Raw genomic sequence first — 21,402 nt, 5'->3', positions numbered from 1 at the left:
GCAGCTCGACGCCCCGCTCGGCGGGGTCGGCCACGTCGGGCCGCACGTCCAGCATGCCACCGCGGTCGCCGTCTCCTTCGCCACCTCGGTCGCGGTCCTCGCCGACTCTCGAGCCGCCGTCTCCTTCGCCACCTTGGTCGCCGTCTCCTTCGCCACCTCGGTCGCGGTCCTCGCCGACTCTCGAGCCGCCGTCTCCTTCGCCACCTCGGTCGCCGTCTCCTTCGCCACCTCGGTCGCGGTCCTCGCTGACTCTCGGGCCGCCGTCTCCTTCGCCACCTCGGTCGCGGTCCTCGCTGACTCTCGAGCCGCAGTCTCCTTCGCCACCTCGGTCGCGGTCCTGGTCAACTCCCGGGCCGCCGTCTCCTTCGCCACCTCGGACGCGGTCCTCGCTGACTCTCGAGCCGCCGTCTCCTTCGCCACCTCGGTCGCCGTCTCCTTCGCCACCTCGGTCGCGGTCCTCGCTGACTCTCGAGCCGCCGTCTCCGTCGCCACCTCGGTCGCGGTCCTCGTAGCCACCGTGGCTGGTTCCTCGTCGGGCGACTCGTCCTCCTCGGTCTGGTCGTCCCGAGCCGGCTCGTTCTTGGCCTTCTCACCCTTGGCCCGGCCGCCGTCTTCCGAATCCTGGTCGTCGGCGCGGTCGTCCTGGGAGACCGCCTCGCTGTCGCGGATCACGCCGTCGTCCGTAATCGCATTTTCCGGCGAGCCGCCCTCATTGATGGACTCCCTGCCATGGCCGGAACCGCCGTCGCCGCTGGAGGCGTATTCGGTGAGTCGGTCCGTGAGTTCACCGGCGAGCGTGACCGCGAAGTCCCGCACGCCCGCGACCAACTTGCCGCCGATTGAACCGTTTCCGTTACCGCTCGTACCCTGGCTCACCTGTCATCCCCTCCGGAACCCGCATCGACGCCGCCCGTTCGGTGAGGCGGTCACCGATCCTGCCGGCGGCGGGCGCGAAGACGCCGATCGCGAACTTGCCAGCGCGACCAAGCCGCTTCGACCGAGCATGAGCGCGGCGCGAAGCTTGTGCTGCCTTCCGAGCAGGCACCCCACGGTTACCGCGCCAGCGCTGCGCTCCCACCAGGATTCATGGCACTTCCGCCGCTGGGGGGCCCACAATGGCCGCTTACCCGCGGTCGGCGTAGCGAAACGCGGCTTACGTCACGAAGAGAAGGTTTGGTCGGCGGCATGCCTTTCGCCACTTCGGTCGCAACAACGTCAGAGCCCGACCCGGGCGGGTCCGGCAAATGACGGTTCTCACCGACAAATTTTCTGACCCTCCAAGGTCTGACCCTCGGCGTCTGCGGCCCCGCGCGGCCTTTCCCATGCTTGGCGTGACCCGCCCTCGATTCGAGCCTGCGCCAACTCGATCGTGACGGTGAGTCTGACCTGCGCTTTCTCACCAAGGCCGGCTGCGCCTGGGGGCGCGCCTGCCTCGACCGGGTGGGCCGAACCTGCGCGCGCGGAGCGGGCCTTGTCTGGCGCAGAGATGTGGTCGGTCGCCGCGGACATTGGATGAGCTCGCTGTCGGCAATGGTTGTCTGTGACAGTCCGAGCGATCTGCGGCAAGCGCTACGGCCGGCGCTCGTGCACTCGGAGGATCAGGGGACGTAGACCAGGTGAACTCGGAAGCGTCACCGTCTTCGAAAACGTGCGCATCGAGCACCAGGTCGCTGCGGCCTTCTTCTGCCGTCCACAGGTCTACCAAGCAACTCAAGTGATCGCCCTGCCATAGAGCGACCGAAGTCTGCCGGGTCTCCTCGGGCACCGGCACCAGAGTCACCCCGCCGTAGGCGTCAATAAGCATCGAGACATGAACCCGGAAGGTCCGGCGGAGTCGGATCGACCCCATCCACGCGCCGGCCAGGACATCGTCGCCGCGGACCAGCGAGGCGACGATCGCCGCGAGCGTTGCCCGCCACTCCTGCGGGACCGGGCCCTCATGCTCGACATCCTTGACTGGCCCGGCCACGTAGCCATCCTCCTAGCTGTCAGCGGGTCTGGTTCGCTCGGGTGGCATGCTCGAGATCGTTTAGTTTCGACGGCGTTCGGCAACGTTCTTGTGGGTGGGCGTAGGAGACGAGGCGGACGGGGTGACGTTCCGTCGTCCCGGCTGGCGACGGCTGATGGTTGCCATACTCGTCGGGCTCCCTGTTCTCCCGATCGCAGCCGTGATCGGCGCAGCGTTCGGCCACCCGTGGATTCAGGCATCCAATGTTGTGCTTTTGGCTGGGTTCGTCATCGGCTACTACCTGCTCCTTGGCCGCGAGCCTGGCCTGCCGCTGACGCTGACGGACGACTGTGTGGTCCTCATCGACTGGAAAGGCGATCGGGTGGAAACCGCCTGGGACAACGTGGCGGTAGCTGAGGTTCGTGGCCGGGTCAACCACACCTTGGTCCTGGAGGTGGACGATCCGCAGCAGGTGCGGCCGGTGCTCGGCCGATGGCAGTGGGGAGCACATGGCCGGTGGTCGACCACCTCCCGCATCGAGCGGCCCTACGAGATCCGTGTCGCGCTGGTCGGCATGACGCCCAGCGTGGGCAGGCTCCGCGCCGAGATCAAGCAGCGCATGCCGGCCAGATGACGATGCCGGCCAGGTTCGTGAGATTCAGCGGACGGTTCCCAGCGTGCGTGAGGGCCTGTACGGCGGGTGCACAAGCGGGGTATCGCGGTCTAGAGCTAAGAGGCGCCGACGGGCGGCGTCCGTGACGGGCACGAGCCGGGCCGCCAACCCGGGTGCCGGGCCCACGCCCGTTTGCGCAGGTGCCGGATTTCGCGTCACCCGAGTCTTCCGCACGCCGCCCGGCTATCTTCCAGCTGGCCGGGACGGCCGTGGGTTGCGCGGCGATCATCGACACGCCCGCCGGCGTTGCGGTAGAGCTCCGGCGCGGTCGCTGGCCCGTCGGCCGACCTCAGCTAGGCGTCGCGAATAAGGGCTTCGGCTTCCCGTGATCCGACGCCGCAGTCGAGGGCTGGCAGCCGTCGTCGGCGCGTACGTCAGTATCACCACCACCATGGCGTTCCCGGTATGGACAGCCCTACCGGGAAAAGGCAAGCCGGCGGGATGGGGGTGGCGGGCGCGGCTGCATAGCGTTTCTGGCATGACTACTACCGTCGTTTCCACGCCCGCGGCGGCGACGCCCGCCACCGGTCGGGGCATCGTGCGTCAGCTGCTCACCGACACGACGTACGTGATCGTGGGCTTCCCATTGGCGATCGTCGGCTTCGTCGCCACGGTCGTCGGGGTCTCCTTCGGCGTCGGTTTGCTCGTCCTCGGCATCGGCCTGCCGGTGATGGCCGGCGCGCTGCTGGCGGCCCGGTTCTTCGCCGACCTTGACCGGCTGGCCATCGGCCCGGTGCTGCGGGTGCCGCGGCTTCGTCCGGAGTACCGGCGGGCCCAGCGTGGCGCCGGCGTGTTCCGGCGGACGTTCGCCGTGCTCCGCGACGGCCAGTCGTGGCTCGACGCGCTGCACACGCAGGTGAAGTTCGTGCTGTCGACGGTCGCGTTCGTGGTCACCGTGACCTGGTGGGCCGGCGCGATCGGCGGCCTGACCTGCGTGGCGTGGGACTGGGCCATCCCGCGCGGCGCCGACAACGTCGACCTCATCGAGCTGCTGGGCTGGGGCAGCGGCACCGGCACGCGGCTGCTGTTCTACACCGGACTCGGGCTGGTCATGCTGCTCACCCTGCCGTTCGTGGTGCGGGCGATGGCCGTCCTGCAGGCCGGCGCCAGCAAGGCGTTGCTGACCGACGTGGCTGAGATGCGCAACCAGTTCGCGACGCTGGACGAGCAACGGCGGGCGACCGTGGCGACCGAGGCGGCCGCGTTGCGGCGGCTGGAGCGCGACATCCACGACGGTCCGCAGCAGCGGCTGGTGCGGGTAGCCATGGATCTCGGCCGGGCCCAGCAGCAGTTCGACCACGACCCCGAGGTGGCCCGCGGGACGGTCAACGAGGCGCTCATCCGGACCCAGGAGACCCTCGACGAGCTGCGTTCCCTGCCCCGGCGTGGGTAGCGCGCCGGCCCTCGTCTGCCGCGGCCCAACGGGTCGCGGCAGACCTGTGTGCCGGATCCGATGGCGGCTTAATGCTTGCCGGGTCGAGTCGTGAGTGTAGCCCTTGTCAGCGATGAGTCGCCGCGATGACGAAGCCTCGTCCGGACTGTGGTGATCGGAAGTGAACCGACGAGCCGCGCGAGTCGACGGAGCGAAGCACCATAGGAACCCCCGCCGTCCTCATGGATGCGATCCCGGGCCGGGAGGCGCGCCGATCGCATCACTGGTCCGGGCCGCCGAGCTCCTCGCTCATCGCCAGCCTCCTGACTTCTCCGCCCTCAGGACAACGCTGGGGTAAGTAACAACACCGAGGCAGATGGATATCGTTGAAGGCAGCCCCTGTGACGACCGACGGCCACCTTCTGACGAGGTCGGCGTTGATCGAATCCCGTTCCCATGCTTGGCGTGACCTGCCCTCGACAACGACCGGCGCTACGCCATCGCTCAACGACTGCTGACCTGCACGTTTGGAACGAGCCACGGCGCGTGTGGGGGCGTCTGCTTCGGCTCCAGCGATTCGAACCTGCGCCGGCCTCCGCGGATCGATTGCTGACGCCAACGTCCCCTTATACACCGGTCGGTGACGCCACCACCGACGCGTTGAAGTTCAACGGTCCTTCGTCCGAGGCAGGGTCCTGGCGGTCTCTCGTTGCTGACCGCCGGGAAAGATACTGGCCGTGGACGTCGCGTCGTTTGATATGCGCTGGGAGATCGTCGGACCCGGTTGGGCGAAGCTGACCTGGGTTGCCGACAACCAGGTGTTGGAGATGACCACGTCCTACACCGGACACGGGCTGCAGAGCCTGCTCCAAGCGGCCGCCGACCTGCGACACGGATCCAGCGCCTCGCTTGCCTGGCTGTCCGACGAACCCCACGCCCATGTGTTCGTCTTCACCGGCGCAGCCGAACGCGTGTATGCCCAGATTCTTGTCGTTCCCGACGAGTACGCGGAGGACCCATGGGCCGGAGCACAGCGACGCTGGGCCGGACGAGTTCCAGTCGTCGCGCTCATCACCGCCGCGGCGCGCATGGCCCAGACAGTCCTCGACCAGTACGGCGAAGCCGGCTATCAGCGGGCATGGCGGGACATGCCATTCCCGAGCCGTGAGCTCGCCGCGCTGCAGCGTGAACGCTCGTAAGGTCCATCTGCTGCGGCAGGCAGCACGCCCTCGGAATCGCGAACCCCGTTGATAGCGTCCAGCCGTGACTGATCATCTGGTCCACCGATTGGAGCCCTATGCTGACCATCTGACTTTCGTCATCTCCGACGCTGAGGCGACCGAAGGCCACTGCATCGCGGTGGGAACCGCACGCTACGACTTCGTACCCGTGACCCTTACGGTCCAGACCACGCGCGCAGCAGCCGCACCGCTCTACGCCTTCGATCACGTCGTCGAAGCAGACATCACGCTGCCGTCCGGGAAGCTGGCCACCACCGGTGCCACACAACTTCCAGACGAGGTGGAACCCCTCCACCTGCCAGCAGGCCTTTACGGCGCTCGAATCTGCTACGCGCAGACGGACCAGCGGCCCGCCAAATCCAACCTCGAGGACTTCGGGGACTACCTGGAATACCTGGTCACGATGTGGCCGACCGATGAGGACCACGGCGTCGAAGTGCTCGAGCAAGGCCCCCTCGCCTTGGGCGTACTAATCCGAACCGACCGCGTAAGCCAGGCCTGACCCTGCGGGCGAGAGCCTACCCCAGCCCGTTCGGTCCCGAACGCCTCACGGCCCGGGACCTCGGACTACGAGCTGGGCAAACGCCATGATGCGCTCACCACTACCAGGTCGGCGTTGATCAACTCCCGTTCCCATGCTCGGCGTGACCCGCCGAGGGTTCGAACCTGCGCTATGACCGCGCTACAACCGCCGATTTCGGTCGCCCGACGAAGGGCCCGACCTCCCCACAGAGGCCGGGCCCTTCGTCTCGGAACTGTCGATCAGGTCATGGCAGTCGTGTCAGGTTGAAGTCGTACACCGTCGTCTGACCGTTGATGATCTGCGCCTTTCTGGTTTGGGGCACGTAGCCGTTGGCGGCCACCGTCAGTTGGACCGGAGCGTTCGAAGCGGCCATCCAGTACGCGTAGGTGCCGTCGGCGCCCGTGATCAGCGTGGCGTCGTAGGCGAGCCCGTCGATGTGGACGACAGCTCCCTCCAGCGGCGTCCCCGCGCCTGTGATCGTGCCCGTGATCTTGCCCCACCCAGCGGGACGCTTGACGGTCATCGTGGCCGAGACCGAAGGTTCGTCGTACGGCGTGTTGGCGCGGAGCCCGATCGAGGCCTCGTATGTGCCGGGCTGGTCGACGTTCGCCGTCATCATGGACGTCACCTGGACGCGAGCGCCCGGCTGGAGGGTCACCGTTGCCGGCTGCACGTCGAGCCACCCGACACCTCCGCCGCCGGCGGACTCACCGGCGACGTTCATCACCAGGTGCATGCCGGGGAAGTCGATGTCGGCCGTGTCGGTCGGCTCAGTGATGCTGCACGCGTTCGACGAGATGTAGCTGGGCGCCGTCTGGCCCTGGTCGTTGGAGCCGATGAAGAACCAGCCGCCGGCCGGCACGTCGACCTCAACCACGAGGGTGCCACCCGCCGGAACGGATCCCTCGACCGGGACCGTGACGATCGTGCCGTCCGCGTCCGCGGCGGCCGTGAAGTCCGTGCTGCCGAGCGGCGTCATGTTCGCGTAGCGGAGGTCACCCGCGAGCGAGTACAGGTTGACCGAGAGCGGCTGGGCGGACGTTGTCGTCTCGACACCGAACTGCACCTGGGAGACGTCGAACGACCCGGTGATGCCGAAGTCGCTCAGCTTGAACGTCCGCAGGTACTTGTTGTCCTGGGTCTGGAGACCGTTGTTGCACGAGGCCGAGTTCCCGGTCGTGATCTCCTGCGACGCCGAGTGGGTGATGGTCTGCTCGGCGAGCGGGATGGCTGCCGCCCGCGGTGTGACCGACGCACCCGGCTTGGCGCCCGACGTCGACAGCCGCCCCTTGGACGTGCTGAGCGACCCCTTGGGCTTCGTCGACCTGGCGACGGTCGCCTGGCCCTCGATGCCCTTGATCACCGCGGTGCCGGCCGTCGTCGAGCCGAGCGGCACGAACGACCCGCCACCGGCGCCGAGGTCGACCTGGACAGGGGCCGAGCCCGTGTTCGACACCTGGAAGGTCCGGGTGACCGACTCGCCCATTCCGAGCGTCGCCGCGATGGACTCCTTGCTGACCGCGATCCGGCCGGCGTTGAGCTGGGCGCTGCGGGTCAGCACCTCGCCCTCCTCCGTCAGGTTCGCCACCCTCGTCGCGCTCTCGTACCCGTCGGCTTCGATCAGGATGTCGTAGCTGCCGAGAAGCAGGTTCAGCGAGTACGCGCCGTCGGCGCCCGTGGTCGCGACGCGCTCGGCCCCGTCCGCCCGGTTGGTGGCGGTGACCGTGGCGCCCTGGATCGGCGCCTTGGTGTTGAAGTCGCGGATCACTCCGGTGACGGTTCCCATGGACGGAGCGTCGTAGGTGATCGTCAGACCCTCGTGGGTGGCGACGGTGTTGAACGAGTACGCAAGTGCGCCGGAGCCGGCCTCGTTCTCGATGCCGATCGTGGCCGAGTTGCCCTGGGTGCGGTCGTCCGCGGCGCCCGGACCATAGCCCGTGATGATCGTGCCGTCGGACACGAGTGTCGCCGAGAACGAGAAGCGGGTGTCGCTCGAGTTGAGTGGGAACACGTCACGCCACTCGATCGTGAACGCCTCCTTGCCGCCCACCGTGGTCGCACCGGTGTAGAGGCCCGACTGCGCATCGATCAACAGGTCGTCCCACAAGGGGTAGACAGCCGCGTTGGGCACGGGCGTACTGGGGATGGATCCGTTGGTGAAGACAGAGTTCGCGGCGAGGAAGTTCAGGTACCCGTTGGTCGACACGAACGCCTTGTCGTACGTTCCGTAGTAGAACGGGAAGTTGAACGGCAGGGCCACCGTCGCGCTCTCGTCGTCACCGGAGAGCGGTGTCCGGGTGGTTCCCCGCAGGTACCCGCCCTCGGAGACCGCGCAGGTGTAGCCGAACGCGTCCTTCTTGGGAGCGAGCGCGACGGGCACCGTCTCGTCGCCGTCGACCACGACCTGGCGGGCGAACGGAGCGTTGCAACTTCCCGCCGTCACCGCCAGCTCGTACGTGCCTTCCGGGACCGACGGGAACGCGAACGTGCCGTCGGCACCCGTCGTGACGGGCTCGATCTCCGACGCGATCGTGACCGTCGCACCACCGACGGGGGCGCCGGCGGCCGTGACGGTCCCCGACACCTTGTGCGACCGCGCCGCCGCGAGTGTCAGGTTGACCGTGGTGGTCGCGTCCTCGGTGATGGTCGCGGTCGCCGACTTGGTCTGGTAGCCGAACGCGCTGGCCGAGACGTCGTAGTCGCCCACGGGCAGGCTGGCGGTGTAGGTGCCGTCCGCGCCCGTGAGGACAGTGCGATCCGAATCGTCGCCGTCGGCCACGACACGGGCACCCGCGATCGGGGCACCTTCGGTGTCCGTCACGGTGCCCGCGAGAGTGCCGACGCCCGTGGTCGGCGCGGCCTCCACCAGCGCCGCGACGTCGAGCTTGCCCTCGCCCCACACGTTGTTGTCCGCCGCGGTGCCGCCGCAGCTCGTGTCCGCGGTGTCCACCGCGGTCCCGTCGAGCAGCGCCTTGGTGCCCTCGACGTCGCGGTACATCGCCGGCGAGGCACTCCACAGCAGCGCGATGGCGCCCGCCAGGTGTGGCGCGGCCATCGAGGTGCCCGAAGCGTTGCCGTAGCCACCCGGGATCGACGAGCGCACGTTCACGCCCGGGGCCGCGATGTTCGGCTTGAGCTCGTTCTCCCGCCCCGGACCACGAGACGAGAAGCTCGCGATGTTGCCGTTGATGTCGTACGCGCCGGTGGCGTAGGTGTGCGTGAACTCGCCGGGGAAGCGGGTGGTCGAGCAGGACGGGCCCTCGTTACCGGCCGCCCAGGAGCCGAAGATGCCCGAGGCGTTCCATGCCTGGGTCTCGGCGCTCATCCAGTCCTCGGGAAGGTCGACGCCCGGCGGAATGCCCCAGGAGTTGTTGATGATGTCGGGACGCATCGCCGGGTCCGCGTCGCTGCCGTCCATGCGGGTCGGTGCGAGGAACCACTGTGCGTCGGCCAGGTAGTCGTCGAACGAGCAGCCGTCGTTGTCGATGCAGTTCGCGGCGATCCACTTCGCACCCGGTGCGACGCCGATCTGGTTGGCCCCGTCCTGGCCCACCATCGTGCCCGTGGTGTGCGTGCCGTGCTCGCCGGCGCTGGGGCAAGGCGCGCCGCCACAGGTGTCGGGGATGTCGAACCAGTTGTAGTCGTTGCTGAGCGAACCGTCCGGGTTCGTGCCGCGGTACTTCGACCGCAGCGCCGGGTGCGTCACGTCCACGCCGGTGTCAAAGCTCGCGACGGTGATCCCCTCGCCCGTGGCCCCCCTGTCCCAGACCTCTGGGGCGTTGATCGCGGCGACGCCCCACTCCACGGCGGCCGTCGTCTTGGGACCGGCTGGCTTGGACATCACCGGCTTGACTTCCGCCATCGCGAATTGCTGGTGGACGCCGGCGACGGTGCTCGACGCGGCGACGCGCTGCGCCAGGTCGAGAGTGCCGTCCTCGACGTAGATCGAGTTGTTGATCCAGAAGCTCTCGTAGTCGGCGCCTGTGGCGTCGAGCTGGGCGATCACGGCGGACTGCGACTGCTTCGCGGTGGCGCGCAGCGCGTCGTACACGTACTGCCCGCGCTTGTCGCTGTCGGCGATCTTGTAGGCCGGCGCGAGGTCCGCCTTCGCGGCGAACTTGATCCAGAAGTCGGCGTTCTTGTTCGCCGTGAGCTGCTTCGTCGCCTCGGCGGTGATCTTCTGCGACGCCTGCGTCCCGGTTCCGACGCCGCCTCCGTCCGGCGCCGCGGCGTACGCCGTCTGTGCGGCGCCCGGCCCCACTGCGGTGACCACCATGGCGAGAGCGGTCGCCGCGATGGTAAGCGCCGACCGCAATCTTCCTCGGGCCACTCCGGGTGGCCCCTCGTGCACGAACATGCAGGGTCCTTTCTCGATATCGGCGACACAGAGCAGCCCGGGGTGTCCGGTGCCCTTACTGCCTAATGTGGACCGCACGGCTGGCTCACAGTCGCTGGTAGCCGTCGTAGTCGTCGCTGACGGATGCCCGGTCACCGCCGCCGGTCCGTCCCCCTGTGGTCGGGGCGTCACCGGCGGTCAGGTCATCACCGGCGGGAGGATCCCCGACCTCGACCGGTGCGGCCGGATCCGCGCTGGAGTCCTCAGTGGACGTAGAATCTGCTGCTTCGGTCATCCGCGATGCCCCCTCGCGACGCAGGTAGCGAAGGAAGTATCCAAGCCAATGGATGCCGCCGCATATTCGAAGAATTACCTAGTGGTTTCATCGATGGCCGGCCCACCGATCCGGCCGGCCCGACGCCGCTCGGCCGAGGCCTCGATCTGCCGTGGAGTCCGGCCGCGAGGTTTACCACGTTCTTGACAGGACATATAGGCATGCAAACATGACGATATGTACTACTAGCGCCACCCTCGTACGAAGCGCGCTCTGTGTTCCTTGTCATGCATAGATAAATGACGCTCTGGGTTCACGGCGTCCGACCTGCGGCTTCTTGATCTCGCGCGGGCTGGCCGGACAGTAGCCTGTCGACTACAAGCTGATCGAGAGCCTTGACCCGGACACGATATATATTCAGATTAATTGAATGGATACAAGATCCCGTGGCGGTGGGGGCGGCGGCGGGCGACCGGCGGGCTCGTCGTCGGTTCGGGCGCCGCGTTTCACGGGTCGTGACCGCGAGCTGTCCGCCATCACACAGTTGCTCGCCGGGGGGCCGGCGGCGGTACTGATCGAGGGCGAAGCGGGGATGGGCAAGAGCCGGCTGGTCCGGGAACTGCTCGCTGCCGCGTCGCCTCCGCAGTCGGGACGGGTGCTCGTAGGGACGTGCCCGCCGTTCCGGCAGCCGTTCACCCTCGGGCCGGTGGTGGAGGCGCTGACCAGCGCGGTCGACCGGGTCGATGGGTTGGGGCTGAGCCCGTTGGGCGGTGCGTTGCGGCCGTTGTTCCCGGAGTGGATGGCCGGTTTGGCGCCGGCGCCGGAGCCGCTGACGGAACCGACGGCGGCGCGACACCGGTTGTTCCGAGCGGTGGCCGAGGTTCTGGACCGGTTGGGTTTGCGGGTGTTGGTGCTGGAGGACGTGCACCGGGCGGATGAAGCGACGCTGGAGTTCCTGTTGTTCCTGACGGCGCGCCGCGCACCGAAGCCGAGCCTGGTATTGACATATCGGCCGGAGGATGTGCCAGCCGACTCCTCGCTGCGGTGGTTGGCTAGCCGGTTGCCCGAGGGAATGGCCCGGCTGCGCGTGCAGTTGGCCCCGTTGGATGTGCCGGAAACCGGACGGCTGGTGTCGTCCATGTTGGACGACGAACCGGTTTCCACGGCGTTCGCCGCGTTCCTGCGGGAGCATACCGACGGGTTGCCGCTGGCGATCGAGGAGTCGGTGCGGTTGCTGTGCGACCGGGCGGACCTGGTGACCCAGGACGGCGAGTGGCTCCGGCGGGCGGTGGAGGACATCGCGGTGCCGCCCAGTGTGCGGGATGCGGTGTTGGAACGCGTGGATCGGTTGAGCGCGCCGGCGCAGGAGGTGTTGCGGGCGGCCGCGGTGCTTGGCGATCCGGTCGAGGAGGCGATCCTGCTGGCGGTGTGTGACCTGTCGGAGAGCCAGTGCCCGCAGGCGGTCGTCGAGGCGTTGGACAGTCGGCTGCTGCAGGAGGACGCGCTTGGACGGCTGTCCTTCCAACACGCCCTGGCTTGCCGGGCGGTGTACGAGTCGATCCCGATTCGGCAACGCCGCAGCGCGCACCTGCGCGCCGGCCAGGTGCTGGAGGGTCTCTCGCGGCCGCCGGTCGTCCAATTGCAGCGGCATTTCCGGGAGGCACGTGCGGTCGACGAGTGGTGCCGATACGCCGAGCAGGCTGCCGATCTGGCCATGTCCTCCGGCGACCCGCGAACCGTCGCGGGCATGCTCCACGAGGTGCTGACCCGCGTCGACCTGCCGGCCGCCACAGTGGTTCGGTTGATGGGCAAGATGCCTCTCCTGATGGTCTGGGTCGACCAAGGGCTCCTGCGCGACCTGGTCGAGGTGCTGCGTCGGGTCCGCGACGATCCCGCCCTCACCTCCACCGAGCGCGGCCTGGTCGGCTGGCAGTTGGGACGGATGCTGCTGCACACCGGCGAGTTCGCCGCGGCCTACCTGGCGCTGGAGCGAGCCATCCCGGACCTCGCCGAGCGGCCGTTGGACGACCTGCACGCGACGATCATGCTCAGCTGGCTCAGCACCACCCACAGTTCGGCCGGCGACTACCGGCGCTGGCTGGACCGGGCGGCCAACATCGTGGCTGACCCCTCGACGCCAGCGCCCAACCGCTTGGCGGTGCACGCCGACCGGGCCACCATCCTGCTGGTGCTGGGCGACGACGCCGGCTGGGCCTCCGCCGCGGTATTCCCGACCGAGGGGGGTACCCCGGACGAGCTGTCCCAGATCGCCCGCGGCAACGCCAACCTGGGCGAGGCGGCGATGCAGTGGGGCCGCTACGACGAGGCCCGCCATCGCATCACGCTGGCCACCCGGCTGGCGCGGACGCACGGATACCAGCGGCTGCAGGACCAATGCCGGTCGATCAACCTACGGCTGGACTGGTTCACCGGCGCCTGGGACGGCTTAGCCGACCGTGCCACCGCGCTGGCCGGGCTCGACGACGAACCGACAATCCAGGTGGACTCACTGTTGATCACCAGTCTGCTGCAAACCGCTGCCGGCGACTGGGCAGACGCGGAGCAGACGTTCCGATCAGCGGTTGAGGTGGGCCGTGGCGGTGGCGTCCTCATCGATCCGTCACTGACGCCGGCCGCCGGGTTGGCCCGCCTGCACCTGTTGGCCGGCCGGATCGAGGACGCGCTCGAGTGGACCGAACAGCCCCTGCGGCTGGTCACCGAGAAGAACATCTGGCTGTACGCCACGGACCTCGCGCCGGTCCGCGTACAGGCACTCTGGTTGGCCGGCCGGATGAACGAGGCGACCGCGCTGGTGACCGCCTACGCCCGGAACCTTGGCGACCGGCAGGCACCGGCCGGGCAGGCCGCCCTCCTGGTGTGCCGGGCCATCCTCGCCGAAGGCCGCGGCGAGGCGACGCGGGCAGCCGAGCTGTACGGTCAGGCCGCAGACACCTGGCAGGCGCTGCCCAGGCCGTACGATGCGCTGCTGGCCCGCAAACGCCAGGCCGGCTGCCTGCTCACCACCGCGCACCCGGACGACGGTGTGCACCTGCTGGCTCAGGTCAGACAGGACCTGGTCGACCTGGGCGCGCATGGCGACGCCGAACGGATACAACGTGTGCTGTCGGAGCACGGCCGCCAACGGAGGAGGCCACGAAGGGGTCCGCAGGGCTACGGCGACGACCTCTCGCCGCGAGAGTTGGAGGTGGTCCGCCTACTGGCCACTGGTCGGACCAACCGAGAGATCGCCAACGCGCTGGGGCTCTCCATCAGAACGGTCGACGCACACGTCAACTCGGCCATGCGCAAGCGAAAGGTCAAGTCCAGGACGGCGCTGGCGATGGCGGCCGCCGTCGCGGGATTCGTCGCGCTGAAGCCCGCTCACGGCAGTACCGGACCCTGAGCAAGAACCCACGTCGCGCGACCCCCGGAGACCCCACGGTCCGGTGGGCGCGGTCCGAACAGGTCGACTCGCTTGCCGTCGTAGGTACGATCCATCGGCTTCCCTGCCGCCAACGGCCTCACTGCCGAGAACCTGCGAGATTCGATGCAAGACTTCACGACTGCCGACCGAACGCATCCGACAAGACCGCATTCGGGCTCCGTTACGACCGAGGCTCCGCACCACATTTCTACTCAACCAGAGCCAATACCCGGCACACGGGACGATCCGGCGAAGCCGAGGATCGGGATCCGCGCGGCGTGGCCCGCCATCGCGGCCTATGCGGCGTTGCGTGCCGTTGGTCTGCTCACCTTCTGGTACGTCGCCGCTGAGCGGCACCGCGATGCATGGGGTCTGCTCGGGAAGTTCGACGCGGACTGGTACGCGGGCATCGCCACTCGAGGCTACGACTTGGCGATCCCGTTGAAGGCGGACGGCACACTCGCCACCACAAACCTGGCGTTCTTCCCGCTCTATCCCGCCGTCACCGCGGTCTTCGACCCCGTTCTGCCCGGCGACGCCAGGACAGCAGGCATCATCGTGGCGTGGTTGGCCGGCCTTGCCGCCGCCTGGGGACTGTACGCGGTCGGCGCCCAACTGCGAGATCGCCGCACGGGCGTGCTGCTCGCCGCCCTGTGGGCGATCATCCCCCACGCGCTGGTCGAATCGATGGGCTACACCGAGACGCTCTTCACCGCACTTTCGGCCTGGTCACTATTCGCCCTGCTGCGCCGCTCCTGGCTGACCGCGGGCCTGCTCTGCGCGCTCGCCGGTCTCACCCGGCCCACCGGCGCCGCCCTGGCGGCCGCGATCGGCGTGGCGGCCCTGCTCGCCGTGATCCGCCGCAAGGACGGCTGGCGGCCCTGGTTGGCCGGCATTCTCGCGCCACTCGGCTTCCTCGGATACATCGCCTGGGTAGGACATCGCCTAGGCCGCGCGGACGGCTACTTCCACGTCCAGAACGACGCGTGGAAAATGGGCTACGACGATGGTTCGTATACGGTCCGCCAGGCAATCACGCTCGTGACTGGCAAACCAAGCCTGGCGTACGTGATGGGCACGTTCGCCATCGTGGCCGCCATCGTCCTGGTCGTCGCGCTCTCCAAACACAAGCAGGCATGGCCGCTCACGATCTATTCACTGGCGATCATCGCGATGGCATTCTTCGGCGACAGTTATTACCACTCGAAGGGTCGACTGCTGATCCCGGCCTTCCCCCTGCTGTTGCCGATCGCCGCGGCCCTCGGCTCAACCAACCGCCGCACCCTGGCCGCCGTTCTGACATTGCTGACCGCGGTGTCAACGGCCTACGGCGTCTACGTGCTCCTCTTCTGGACCTATTCCCCCTGACGCCGGATCTGTCTGGGCACCTCATCAGCCTGCGGACTTGGTAGGGCTGGCCCCCGTATCCGTTGACCTGTGCACTGGATCGTGGTCCGTCGGTCCGGCGCATAGCGTTTTGATCATGCAGATGTGGAAGCACGCGCTGGTCGCAGCCGTTCTGGCCGGTTCGGTGCTGGTCGCCAGCCCGGCACACGCCGATGCGACACCGGACCTCGCCGCGCTGGCCGACGACATGATCGCGCGGCAGTTGAGCGAATACGGGATCCCCGGCGCGGCGGTCGTCGTGGTGCAGAACGGAAAGCAGATCTTCGGCAAGGGGTACGGCGTTGCCGACACCACCACGAAAGCACCGGTCTCCGTCGACGACACCGGGTTCTTCATGGCGTCGGTGGCGAAGTTGTTCACCGCCGAAGCGGTGCGCCAGCAGGTCGCCCTGGGCCGGCTCGACCTGCACGTCGACGTCAACCGTTACCTGACCGGGTTCCAGATCAAGGACACCTACCCGGGCCACGCGGTCACCCTGGACGACCTGCTCACGCACAGTTCGGGCTTCGCGGACACGGCGCTCGGCGTGGCGGTCGACGACCCGCGCCGGGTCGAGCCGCTCGGCACCTGGCTCGCCGCGCACCAGCCGCCGCGGGTTCGGCCGCCGGGAACCCTTGTCTCGTACGACAACTACGGGATGGCGTTGGCGGGTTACCTCGTCGAGGTGGCCTCGGGGCAGCCCTTCGCGGACTACGTACAACAGCAGATTTTGAACCCGCTCGGCATGACCGGCACGAGTTTCGCGCAGCCGCGCCCGCCGTCGGCGACCGGGAAACTCGCCACCGGCTACCGCAGTGACGGTGTCGCGGCCCGCGGGCAGTATGGCGCGGAGTCGCCGACCGGTGCCGGCCCGACGACCACGCCCGCGGACATGGGGCGGTTCATGGTCGCGCAGCTGAGGCCCGGAAACCCCAACATCGAACCGCGGTTCACCCCGGAACCACGACTGCCGGGCATGGGGTACGCGTACGAAGAGCAGGAGCAGGCCGGACATCGCTGGGTCAGCAAGGACGGCGACGTGCCCGGGTTCCATGACAACCTGGCGCTGCTGCCGGACGACGGGTTGGGGATCTACGTCGTCTACAATGGAGACGGCCGGGACGGGTCGGCTTCGTTCGCCGGCCGCGAACTGGTCGATCGGATGGTCGATCTCACCTATCCGGTGTCCGCGCCCACCGCCGGCGCCGCACAGGACCTGAGCGCCTTCGAGGGAAGCTATCGGACGACCCGCTACAGCCGCACGGACTTCACGAAGTTCGCGACACTCACCACGGCGGTGACGGTGTCCGCTGACGGCGACGGGCTCACGACGACCGGGTTGTCGCCTGACCCGGCGAACGCCACCCAGCACTGGACGCCGGTCGCGACCGGCGTGTTCACCGACGGACGGGAGCGGATCGCCTTCCGCGACGGCGTGCTGTTCAGCACGATCAGCCCGTCGGCGGCGTACGAGCGGCTGCCCTGGTATGAATCGCCCACCCTGCAGATGGCCCTCGCGGGCGTCGCGCTGCTGGTTCTCCTGCTCGGGTTGCTCTGGTGGCCGATCGCCGCGCTGGTCCGCCGCCGGCGCCGCCCGGCGTTGGCCCGTGCGGCAACGGTTGTCGGCTGGGTCAGTGCCGGGCTCGTGCTGGTGTTCGCCGGGCTGCTGGCGCTGTTCGTCAGCGACAGCGCGGCGGTCGACCAGCACGTGTTCCTCGACGACTCCGGTCTGGTGAAGACCGCGCTGATCCTGTTGACCGTTGCCGCCGGCCTGGCGGTCGCGATGCTGGCCGGCACCGTGCTCGCCTGGGTGCGGGGCTGGTGGGGTCGGGCGGGTCGGCTCGGTTACACCGCCGCGACCGCGGCTGTCCTGGTCGTGGTCGGGGTGGGCGCGAGCTACAACCTCATCGGCTGAGCGTTTGACATGCCACCTGTTCGGTGGCCGAACCGAGGCGATGGCACACGCGGCTGGGTTTCGGTCGATGGGCGGGCGATCCGACGGGATCGACGGTGACCGTTCGGCCGATGATCACAACGATTCGGTCGATCTTGCCTTGCGCGTACGCGCGGATGGTGTTGAGGTGTCGATGCCATTCCTATCGATTCCCACGACCCACACGGGGTGATCATGCGCGTATTGCGCACAGTTCTCGCCGGCACCGCGGCGGCCGCAGTGGCCGCCTTCGGTGCCGTTGCGGTGCTCACGTCGCCGGCCGCGGCGGCGCCCGTCGGCGCACAGGGCACCTACACGCCGTTGGCGCCGACCCGCATCCTCGACACCCGCACCGGCAACGGCGCGCCCAAGCAGATCGTCGGCGAGAAACAGACCGTGCACCTCAAGGTGGCCGGTCGTGGCGGCGTTCCGGCGTCCGGTGTCTCGGCCGTGGTGCTCAACCTGACCATCACCGGGGCGGTCGGCAACGGTTACCTGACCGCGTATCCGGACGGGGCGGCGCGGCCGACGGCGTCCTCGATCAACTTCGCCACGGGGTGGACCCGCTCCAACCTGATCACCGTGGCGATCGGGGCGAACGGTTACCTCAACATCTACCAGCAGAGCCTCGGCACGCACATCGTCGCCGACGTGGCGGGCTACTACAACGCCAACGCGGCGGCCCCGATCGGCAGTACCTACCTCTCGGACGCGGAGCAGTGGCGGCTCGAAGACACCCGCACCGGTGGCCAGCCGCCGATGCCGGGCGGTTCCTCGATCGCGTACTCGGTGCACTTCCCTGACGATCCCGAGCTCAGCAGCCACATCACGGCGTTCGCGTTGAACATCACCGCCGTGGGTGCGACGGCAAACGGTTACCTGGCCGCGTGGAACGGTGTCGGCGACCGGCCGGCCAACACCTCGGCGGTCAACTATCGCGTCGGTGGTGTCTGGCCCAACAGCGCCATCGTGGCGGCCGGGCCGTGTGACTTCTGCGAGGTTCCCGACCAGAAGATGTTCGCCGTCTACACCAACAGCACCACGCACTGGGTCATCGACGTCATCGGCTACTACTTCGACGACACGGTCGACTTCGGGCTGAAGTTCACGCCGATGACGCCCAAGCGGATCATGGACACCCGCACCACGTCCGCGATCGGCCCGGGCGGCGTCCGGACCGTCGACGCGGCCGGCGCGGCCACGCCGGAGACGTACGCGCTGTCGGTCAACGTCGCGGCGACCAAGCCGACGGAAAACACCTTCCTGACGGTCTGGCCCGGCGGCCCGCGCCCGAGCGTCAGCATGCTCAACCCCAGCAAGGGCCAGACCGTGGCCAACGGCACCATCGCCGACGTCGACGAGAACAACCAGTTCCAGATCTGGAACTACGCCGGTTCGACCCACGTCGTCGTCGACGTGGGCGGTCGGTTCGAGTACTTCCCGCCCGCCACGGCCCGCCTGGCGCCCCAGACCGGGCCTCGGGTCGACCTCAACGGCCAGCGCGGCGCCGTCCAGCGCCGCGGCTGACGGCCGCCGCGAAGCTCCGCCCCGGGTCCGCCCGGGGCGGAGCTTTTCGTTCGGCACAAAGGAGTATGATTACTTAGAGTGACGAGTGTGCTACACGAGGACGATGTTCGACAAGCGCTCGATGGCGCACGCGCCCGACCATCATGGTCGCCAACCCGGAGGGCGCGGCCGAGTACATCGGCTTCGACCTCACCGCCGGATCGAGGTAATCGCTGTGTACGAGAAGGACGGGCAGAAGTACTTCGTCGTCGACAGCCACATGCACTACTGGAACGCGGCGCCGGACAACTGGGTGCCGGGTGCCGAGCAGTACGCCAAGGGCTGGATCGAGTGCTTCCACGCGTATCACTCGCTGGCACCCGCGGAGACGCACTGGCCCATCGAGAAGTTCATGGCCTACACCGAGGACGACCTGATGAAGGACGTCTTCGAGGACGGGTACGTGGACGTGGCGGTGTTCCAGCCGACCTATCTGACCGAGTGGTACAAGGAGGGCTTCAACACCACTGAACGCAATGCGGCCCTGGGCGAGAAGCACCCGGGCAAGTTCATCCCCAACACCCGCTGGGACCCGCGCGAGGGCGAGGACGGGCTCAAGAAGCTCGCCGAGAACGTCGAACGCTACGGCTCCAAGGGCGTCAAGCTCTACACGGCCGAGTGGCGCGAGGGCTCCCGCGGCTGGAAGCTGACGGACCCGGGCGCGTACAAGTACCTGGAGGCCAGTCAGGAGCTCGGGATCAAGAACATCCACGTCCACAAGGGACCGACGATCTGGCCGCTGGACAAGGACGCGTTCGACGTGTCCGACGTGGACCACGCCGCGACCGACTTCCCGCAGCTGAACTTCATCGTCGAGCACGTGGGCCTGCCGCGGATCGAGGACTTCTGCTTCATGGCAACCCAGGAGCCCAACGTGTACGCGGGCCTGTCGGTCGTCATCGGCGGCCTCATGCACGCCCGGCCCAGGTTCTTCGCCAAGGTGATGGGCGAGCTGCTGTTCTGGGTCGGCGAGGACAAGATGACCTTCGGCAGCGACTACGGCATCTGGGAACCCAAGTGGCAGATCGAGGGGCTGGTCGACTGGGACTACCCGAGCGACGAGTTCTCCGACTACCCGCCGGTCACCACCGCCACGAAGAAGAAGATCCTCGGGCTCAACACGGCGAAGCTCTACGAGATCGAGGTGCCACCTGAGTTCCGCCTCGACGCCGGCGAGGGCACCCCGGCGGCCCGGGAGGACGCGCAGCTGGTCGAGCAGAAATGACCACGGACACGGGGTCGCGCCCCCTTTTCGACGCGCTCGAGGAGGTGCGCGACCCGGAGCTGGACGAGCCGATCACCAAGCTCGGATTCGTCGCATCCGCGTCGCTGTCCGACGACGGCGACGCGGTCGTGCACCTGCGGCTGCCGACCTACTTCTGCGCTCCCAACTTCGCATACCTGATGGTGGCCGATGCCTACGACGCGGTGTCCACCGTGGAGACCGTGCACCGGGTGGAAGTGGTGCTCGACGACCACTTCGCCGCCGACGCGATCAATGAAGGAGTCGCGGCGCGGGCCGGCTTCGTCGGCTCCTTCCAAGGGGAGGCCGTCGACGAGCTCGACGCGCTCCGCGCCAACTTCCTCCGCAAAGCCGTGCTCGCCGGCACGGACCAGGTGTGCCGGCCACTCGTTGACGCGGGTGCCACGCCGGCCGAGCTGGCCACGCTCACGCTTGGCAGGGTGCCGCCATCGCCCGCCCTCGCCCGGCTACGACGCCGGCGGGCCGAGCTGAGCCTCCCGGCCGGAGACGAGGCACCGCTGCTCATCGAGCCGGGGTCGGGCGACCCCGTGGACGCGCCCGCGGTGCCGCTGCACCTGCGGAAGGCCCGGCTGACCCGCACCAGCCTCGACGCGAACACCGGCATCTGCCGCGGCATGCTGCGGCACCGCTACGGAGTGGAGGACACATGAAAGCCGTCCGGCTGCACGCGTACCACCAGCAGCCCGCGGTCGAGGACGTGCCGGAACCGACCGTCAAGGGCCCGTTCGACGTGGTCGTCCGTATCGGCGGCGCCGGGGTCTGCCGCACTGACCTGCACATCGTCGAAGGCCAGTGGGCCGCGGCGATGGCGCCACCGCTGCCCTACACCCTCGGCCACGAAAACGCGGGCTGGGTGCACGACGTGGGGTCGGCGGTCTCCAGCGTCGCCGTCGGCGACACCGTCATCTTGCACCCCACGCCCACCTGCGGGCTGTGCCGGGCCTGCCGCGCCGGCGACGACATGCACTGCGCCGCCAGCTCGTTCCCCGGCCTGTCCAACGACGGCGGGATGGCCGAGCTCCTGCTCACCGCGGAACGGGCATGCGTCAAGCTCGACCCGGCCACCCAGCCGAAGGACGTCGCCGCGCTCGCCGACGCCGGCATCACCGCCTACCACGCCGTCCGCAAAGCCGTCCCACTCCTGTATCCGGGCACCGCGGCCGTGGTCATCGGCGCCGGCGGGCTCGGCCACATCGGCATCCAGTGCCTGGCCGCGCTGACCGCCACGAAGATCATCGTCGTCGACCGCAACCCCGACGCACTCAAGCTGGCCGAGCAGATCGGCGCGCACGAGGCCGTGGTCGCCAACGGCTCGCAGGTGCAGGCCGTGCAGGACCTCACCGGCGGGCTCGGCGCCGACGTCGTGCTCGACTTCGTCGCCGAGCAGGGAGCGGAACAGGACGGATTCGCGATTCATCCACCAGATCTGGCTGCCGTACCACTGGGGCGGTTCCGGCCTGAC

At 68.5% G+C, this 21,402-nt stretch carries 13 protein-coding genes; 11 read left to right on the top strand and 2 right to left on the bottom strand.

Annotated features, from left to right (window positions below; translation table 11 throughout):
• Positions 1–876: hypothetical protein (locus tag AB0H87_RS19010; RefSeq protein WP_360146804.1), on the bottom strand; the 876-nt coding region annotated here is incomplete at its 3' end.
• Positions 877–2,090: 1,214 nt separating this feature from the next.
• Here AB0H87_RS19010 and AB0H87_RS19005 point away from each other — a divergent pair.
• From AB0H87_RS19005 to AB0H87_RS18990, 4 genes are all read left to right on the top strand, one after another.
• The gene (locus tag AB0H87_RS19005; RefSeq protein WP_360146801.1) at positions 2,091–2,582 is read left to right on the top strand and encodes a hypothetical protein; all 492 of its coding nucleotides are present in this window, start codon (positions 2,091–2,093) and stop codon (positions 2,580–2,582) included.
• Between the two features lie 517 nt (positions 2,583–3,099).
• Positions 3,100–4,014, top strand: a complete 915-nt coding sequence (locus tag AB0H87_RS19000; protein ID WP_360146798.1) for a sensor domain-containing protein — start codon at positions 3,100–3,102, stop codon at positions 4,012–4,014.
• Positions 4,015–4,730: 716 nt separating this feature from the next.
• The gene (locus tag AB0H87_RS18995) at positions 4,731–5,192 is read left to right on the top strand and encodes a hypothetical protein (RefSeq protein WP_360146795.1); all 462 of its coding nucleotides are present in this window, start codon (positions 4,731–4,733) and stop codon (positions 5,190–5,192) included.
• Positions 5,193–5,256: 64 nt separating this feature from the next.
• Positions 5,257–5,736: a hypothetical protein gene (locus AB0H87_RS18990; protein ID WP_360146792.1), complete on the top strand. Its 480-nt coding sequence runs from the start codon at positions 5,257–5,259 to the stop codon at positions 5,734–5,736.
• Between the two features lie 265 nt (positions 5,737–6,001).
• On the opposite strand, the gene AB0H87_RS18985 is transcribed toward AB0H87_RS18990, so the two are convergent.
• Positions 6,002–10,033: a carboxypeptidase regulatory-like domain-containing protein gene (locus AB0H87_RS18985; RefSeq protein WP_360146789.1), complete on the bottom strand. Its 4,032-nt coding sequence runs from the start codon at positions 10,031–10,033 to the stop codon at positions 6,002–6,004.
• Positions 10,034–10,797: 764 nt separating this feature from the next.
• On the opposite strand from AB0H87_RS18985, the gene AB0H87_RS18980 reads away from it, so the two are divergent.
• From AB0H87_RS18980 to AB0H87_RS18950, 7 genes are all read left to right on the top strand, one after another.
• The gene (locus AB0H87_RS18980; protein ID WP_360146786.1) at positions 10,798–13,770 is read left to right on the top strand and encodes an AAA family ATPase; all 2,973 of its coding nucleotides are present in this window, start codon (positions 10,798–10,800) and stop codon (positions 13,768–13,770) included.
• A gap of 144 nt (positions 13,771–13,914) precedes the next feature.
• Positions 13,915–15,159, top strand: a complete 1,245-nt coding sequence (locus AB0H87_RS18975) for a glycosyltransferase family 39 protein (protein ID WP_360146783.1) — start codon at positions 13,915–13,917, stop codon at positions 15,157–15,159.
• A 115-nt stretch (positions 15,160–15,274) separates the two neighbouring features.
• Entirely contained in the window at positions 15,275–17,092 is a 1,818-nt protein-coding gene (locus tag AB0H87_RS18970) for a serine hydrolase domain-containing protein (protein ID WP_360146780.1), read from the top strand.
• 222 nt (positions 17,093–17,314) lie between these two features.
• The gene (locus tag AB0H87_RS18965; RefSeq protein ID WP_360146777.1) at positions 17,315–18,637 is read left to right on the top strand and encodes a hypothetical protein; all 1,323 of its coding nucleotides are present in this window, start codon (positions 17,315–17,317) and stop codon (positions 18,635–18,637) included.
• Between the two features lie 214 nt (positions 18,638–18,851).
• A complete protein-coding gene (locus AB0H87_RS18960) occupies positions 18,852–19,901 on the top strand; it encodes an amidohydrolase family protein (protein WP_360146774.1) in 1,050 nt (349 codons plus the stop codon).
• Positions 19,898–20,590, top strand: coding sequence for an iron-sulfur cluster assembly protein (locus AB0H87_RS18955; protein ID WP_360146771.1), 693 nt, complete (start codon positions 19,898–19,900; stop codon positions 20,588–20,590). Before AB0H87_RS18960 ends, AB0H87_RS18955 begins: the two co-directional genes overlap by 4 nt.
• The coding region (locus AB0H87_RS18950; protein WP_360146768.1) for an alcohol dehydrogenase catalytic domain-containing protein at positions 20,587–21,402 on the top strand (816 nt) is incomplete at its 3' end. The genes AB0H87_RS18955 and AB0H87_RS18950, both read left to right, overlap by 4 nt.

The sequence above is a fragment of the Asanoa sp. NPDC050611 genome (assembly GCF_040654855.1).
In the GTDB taxonomy this organism is placed as follows: Bacteria; Actinomycetota; Actinomycetes; order Mycobacteriales; family Micromonosporaceae; genus Asanoa.
Note: the sequence above shows the minus strand (reverse complement) of the source record. Positions and strands in the feature narration are given on the sequence as shown.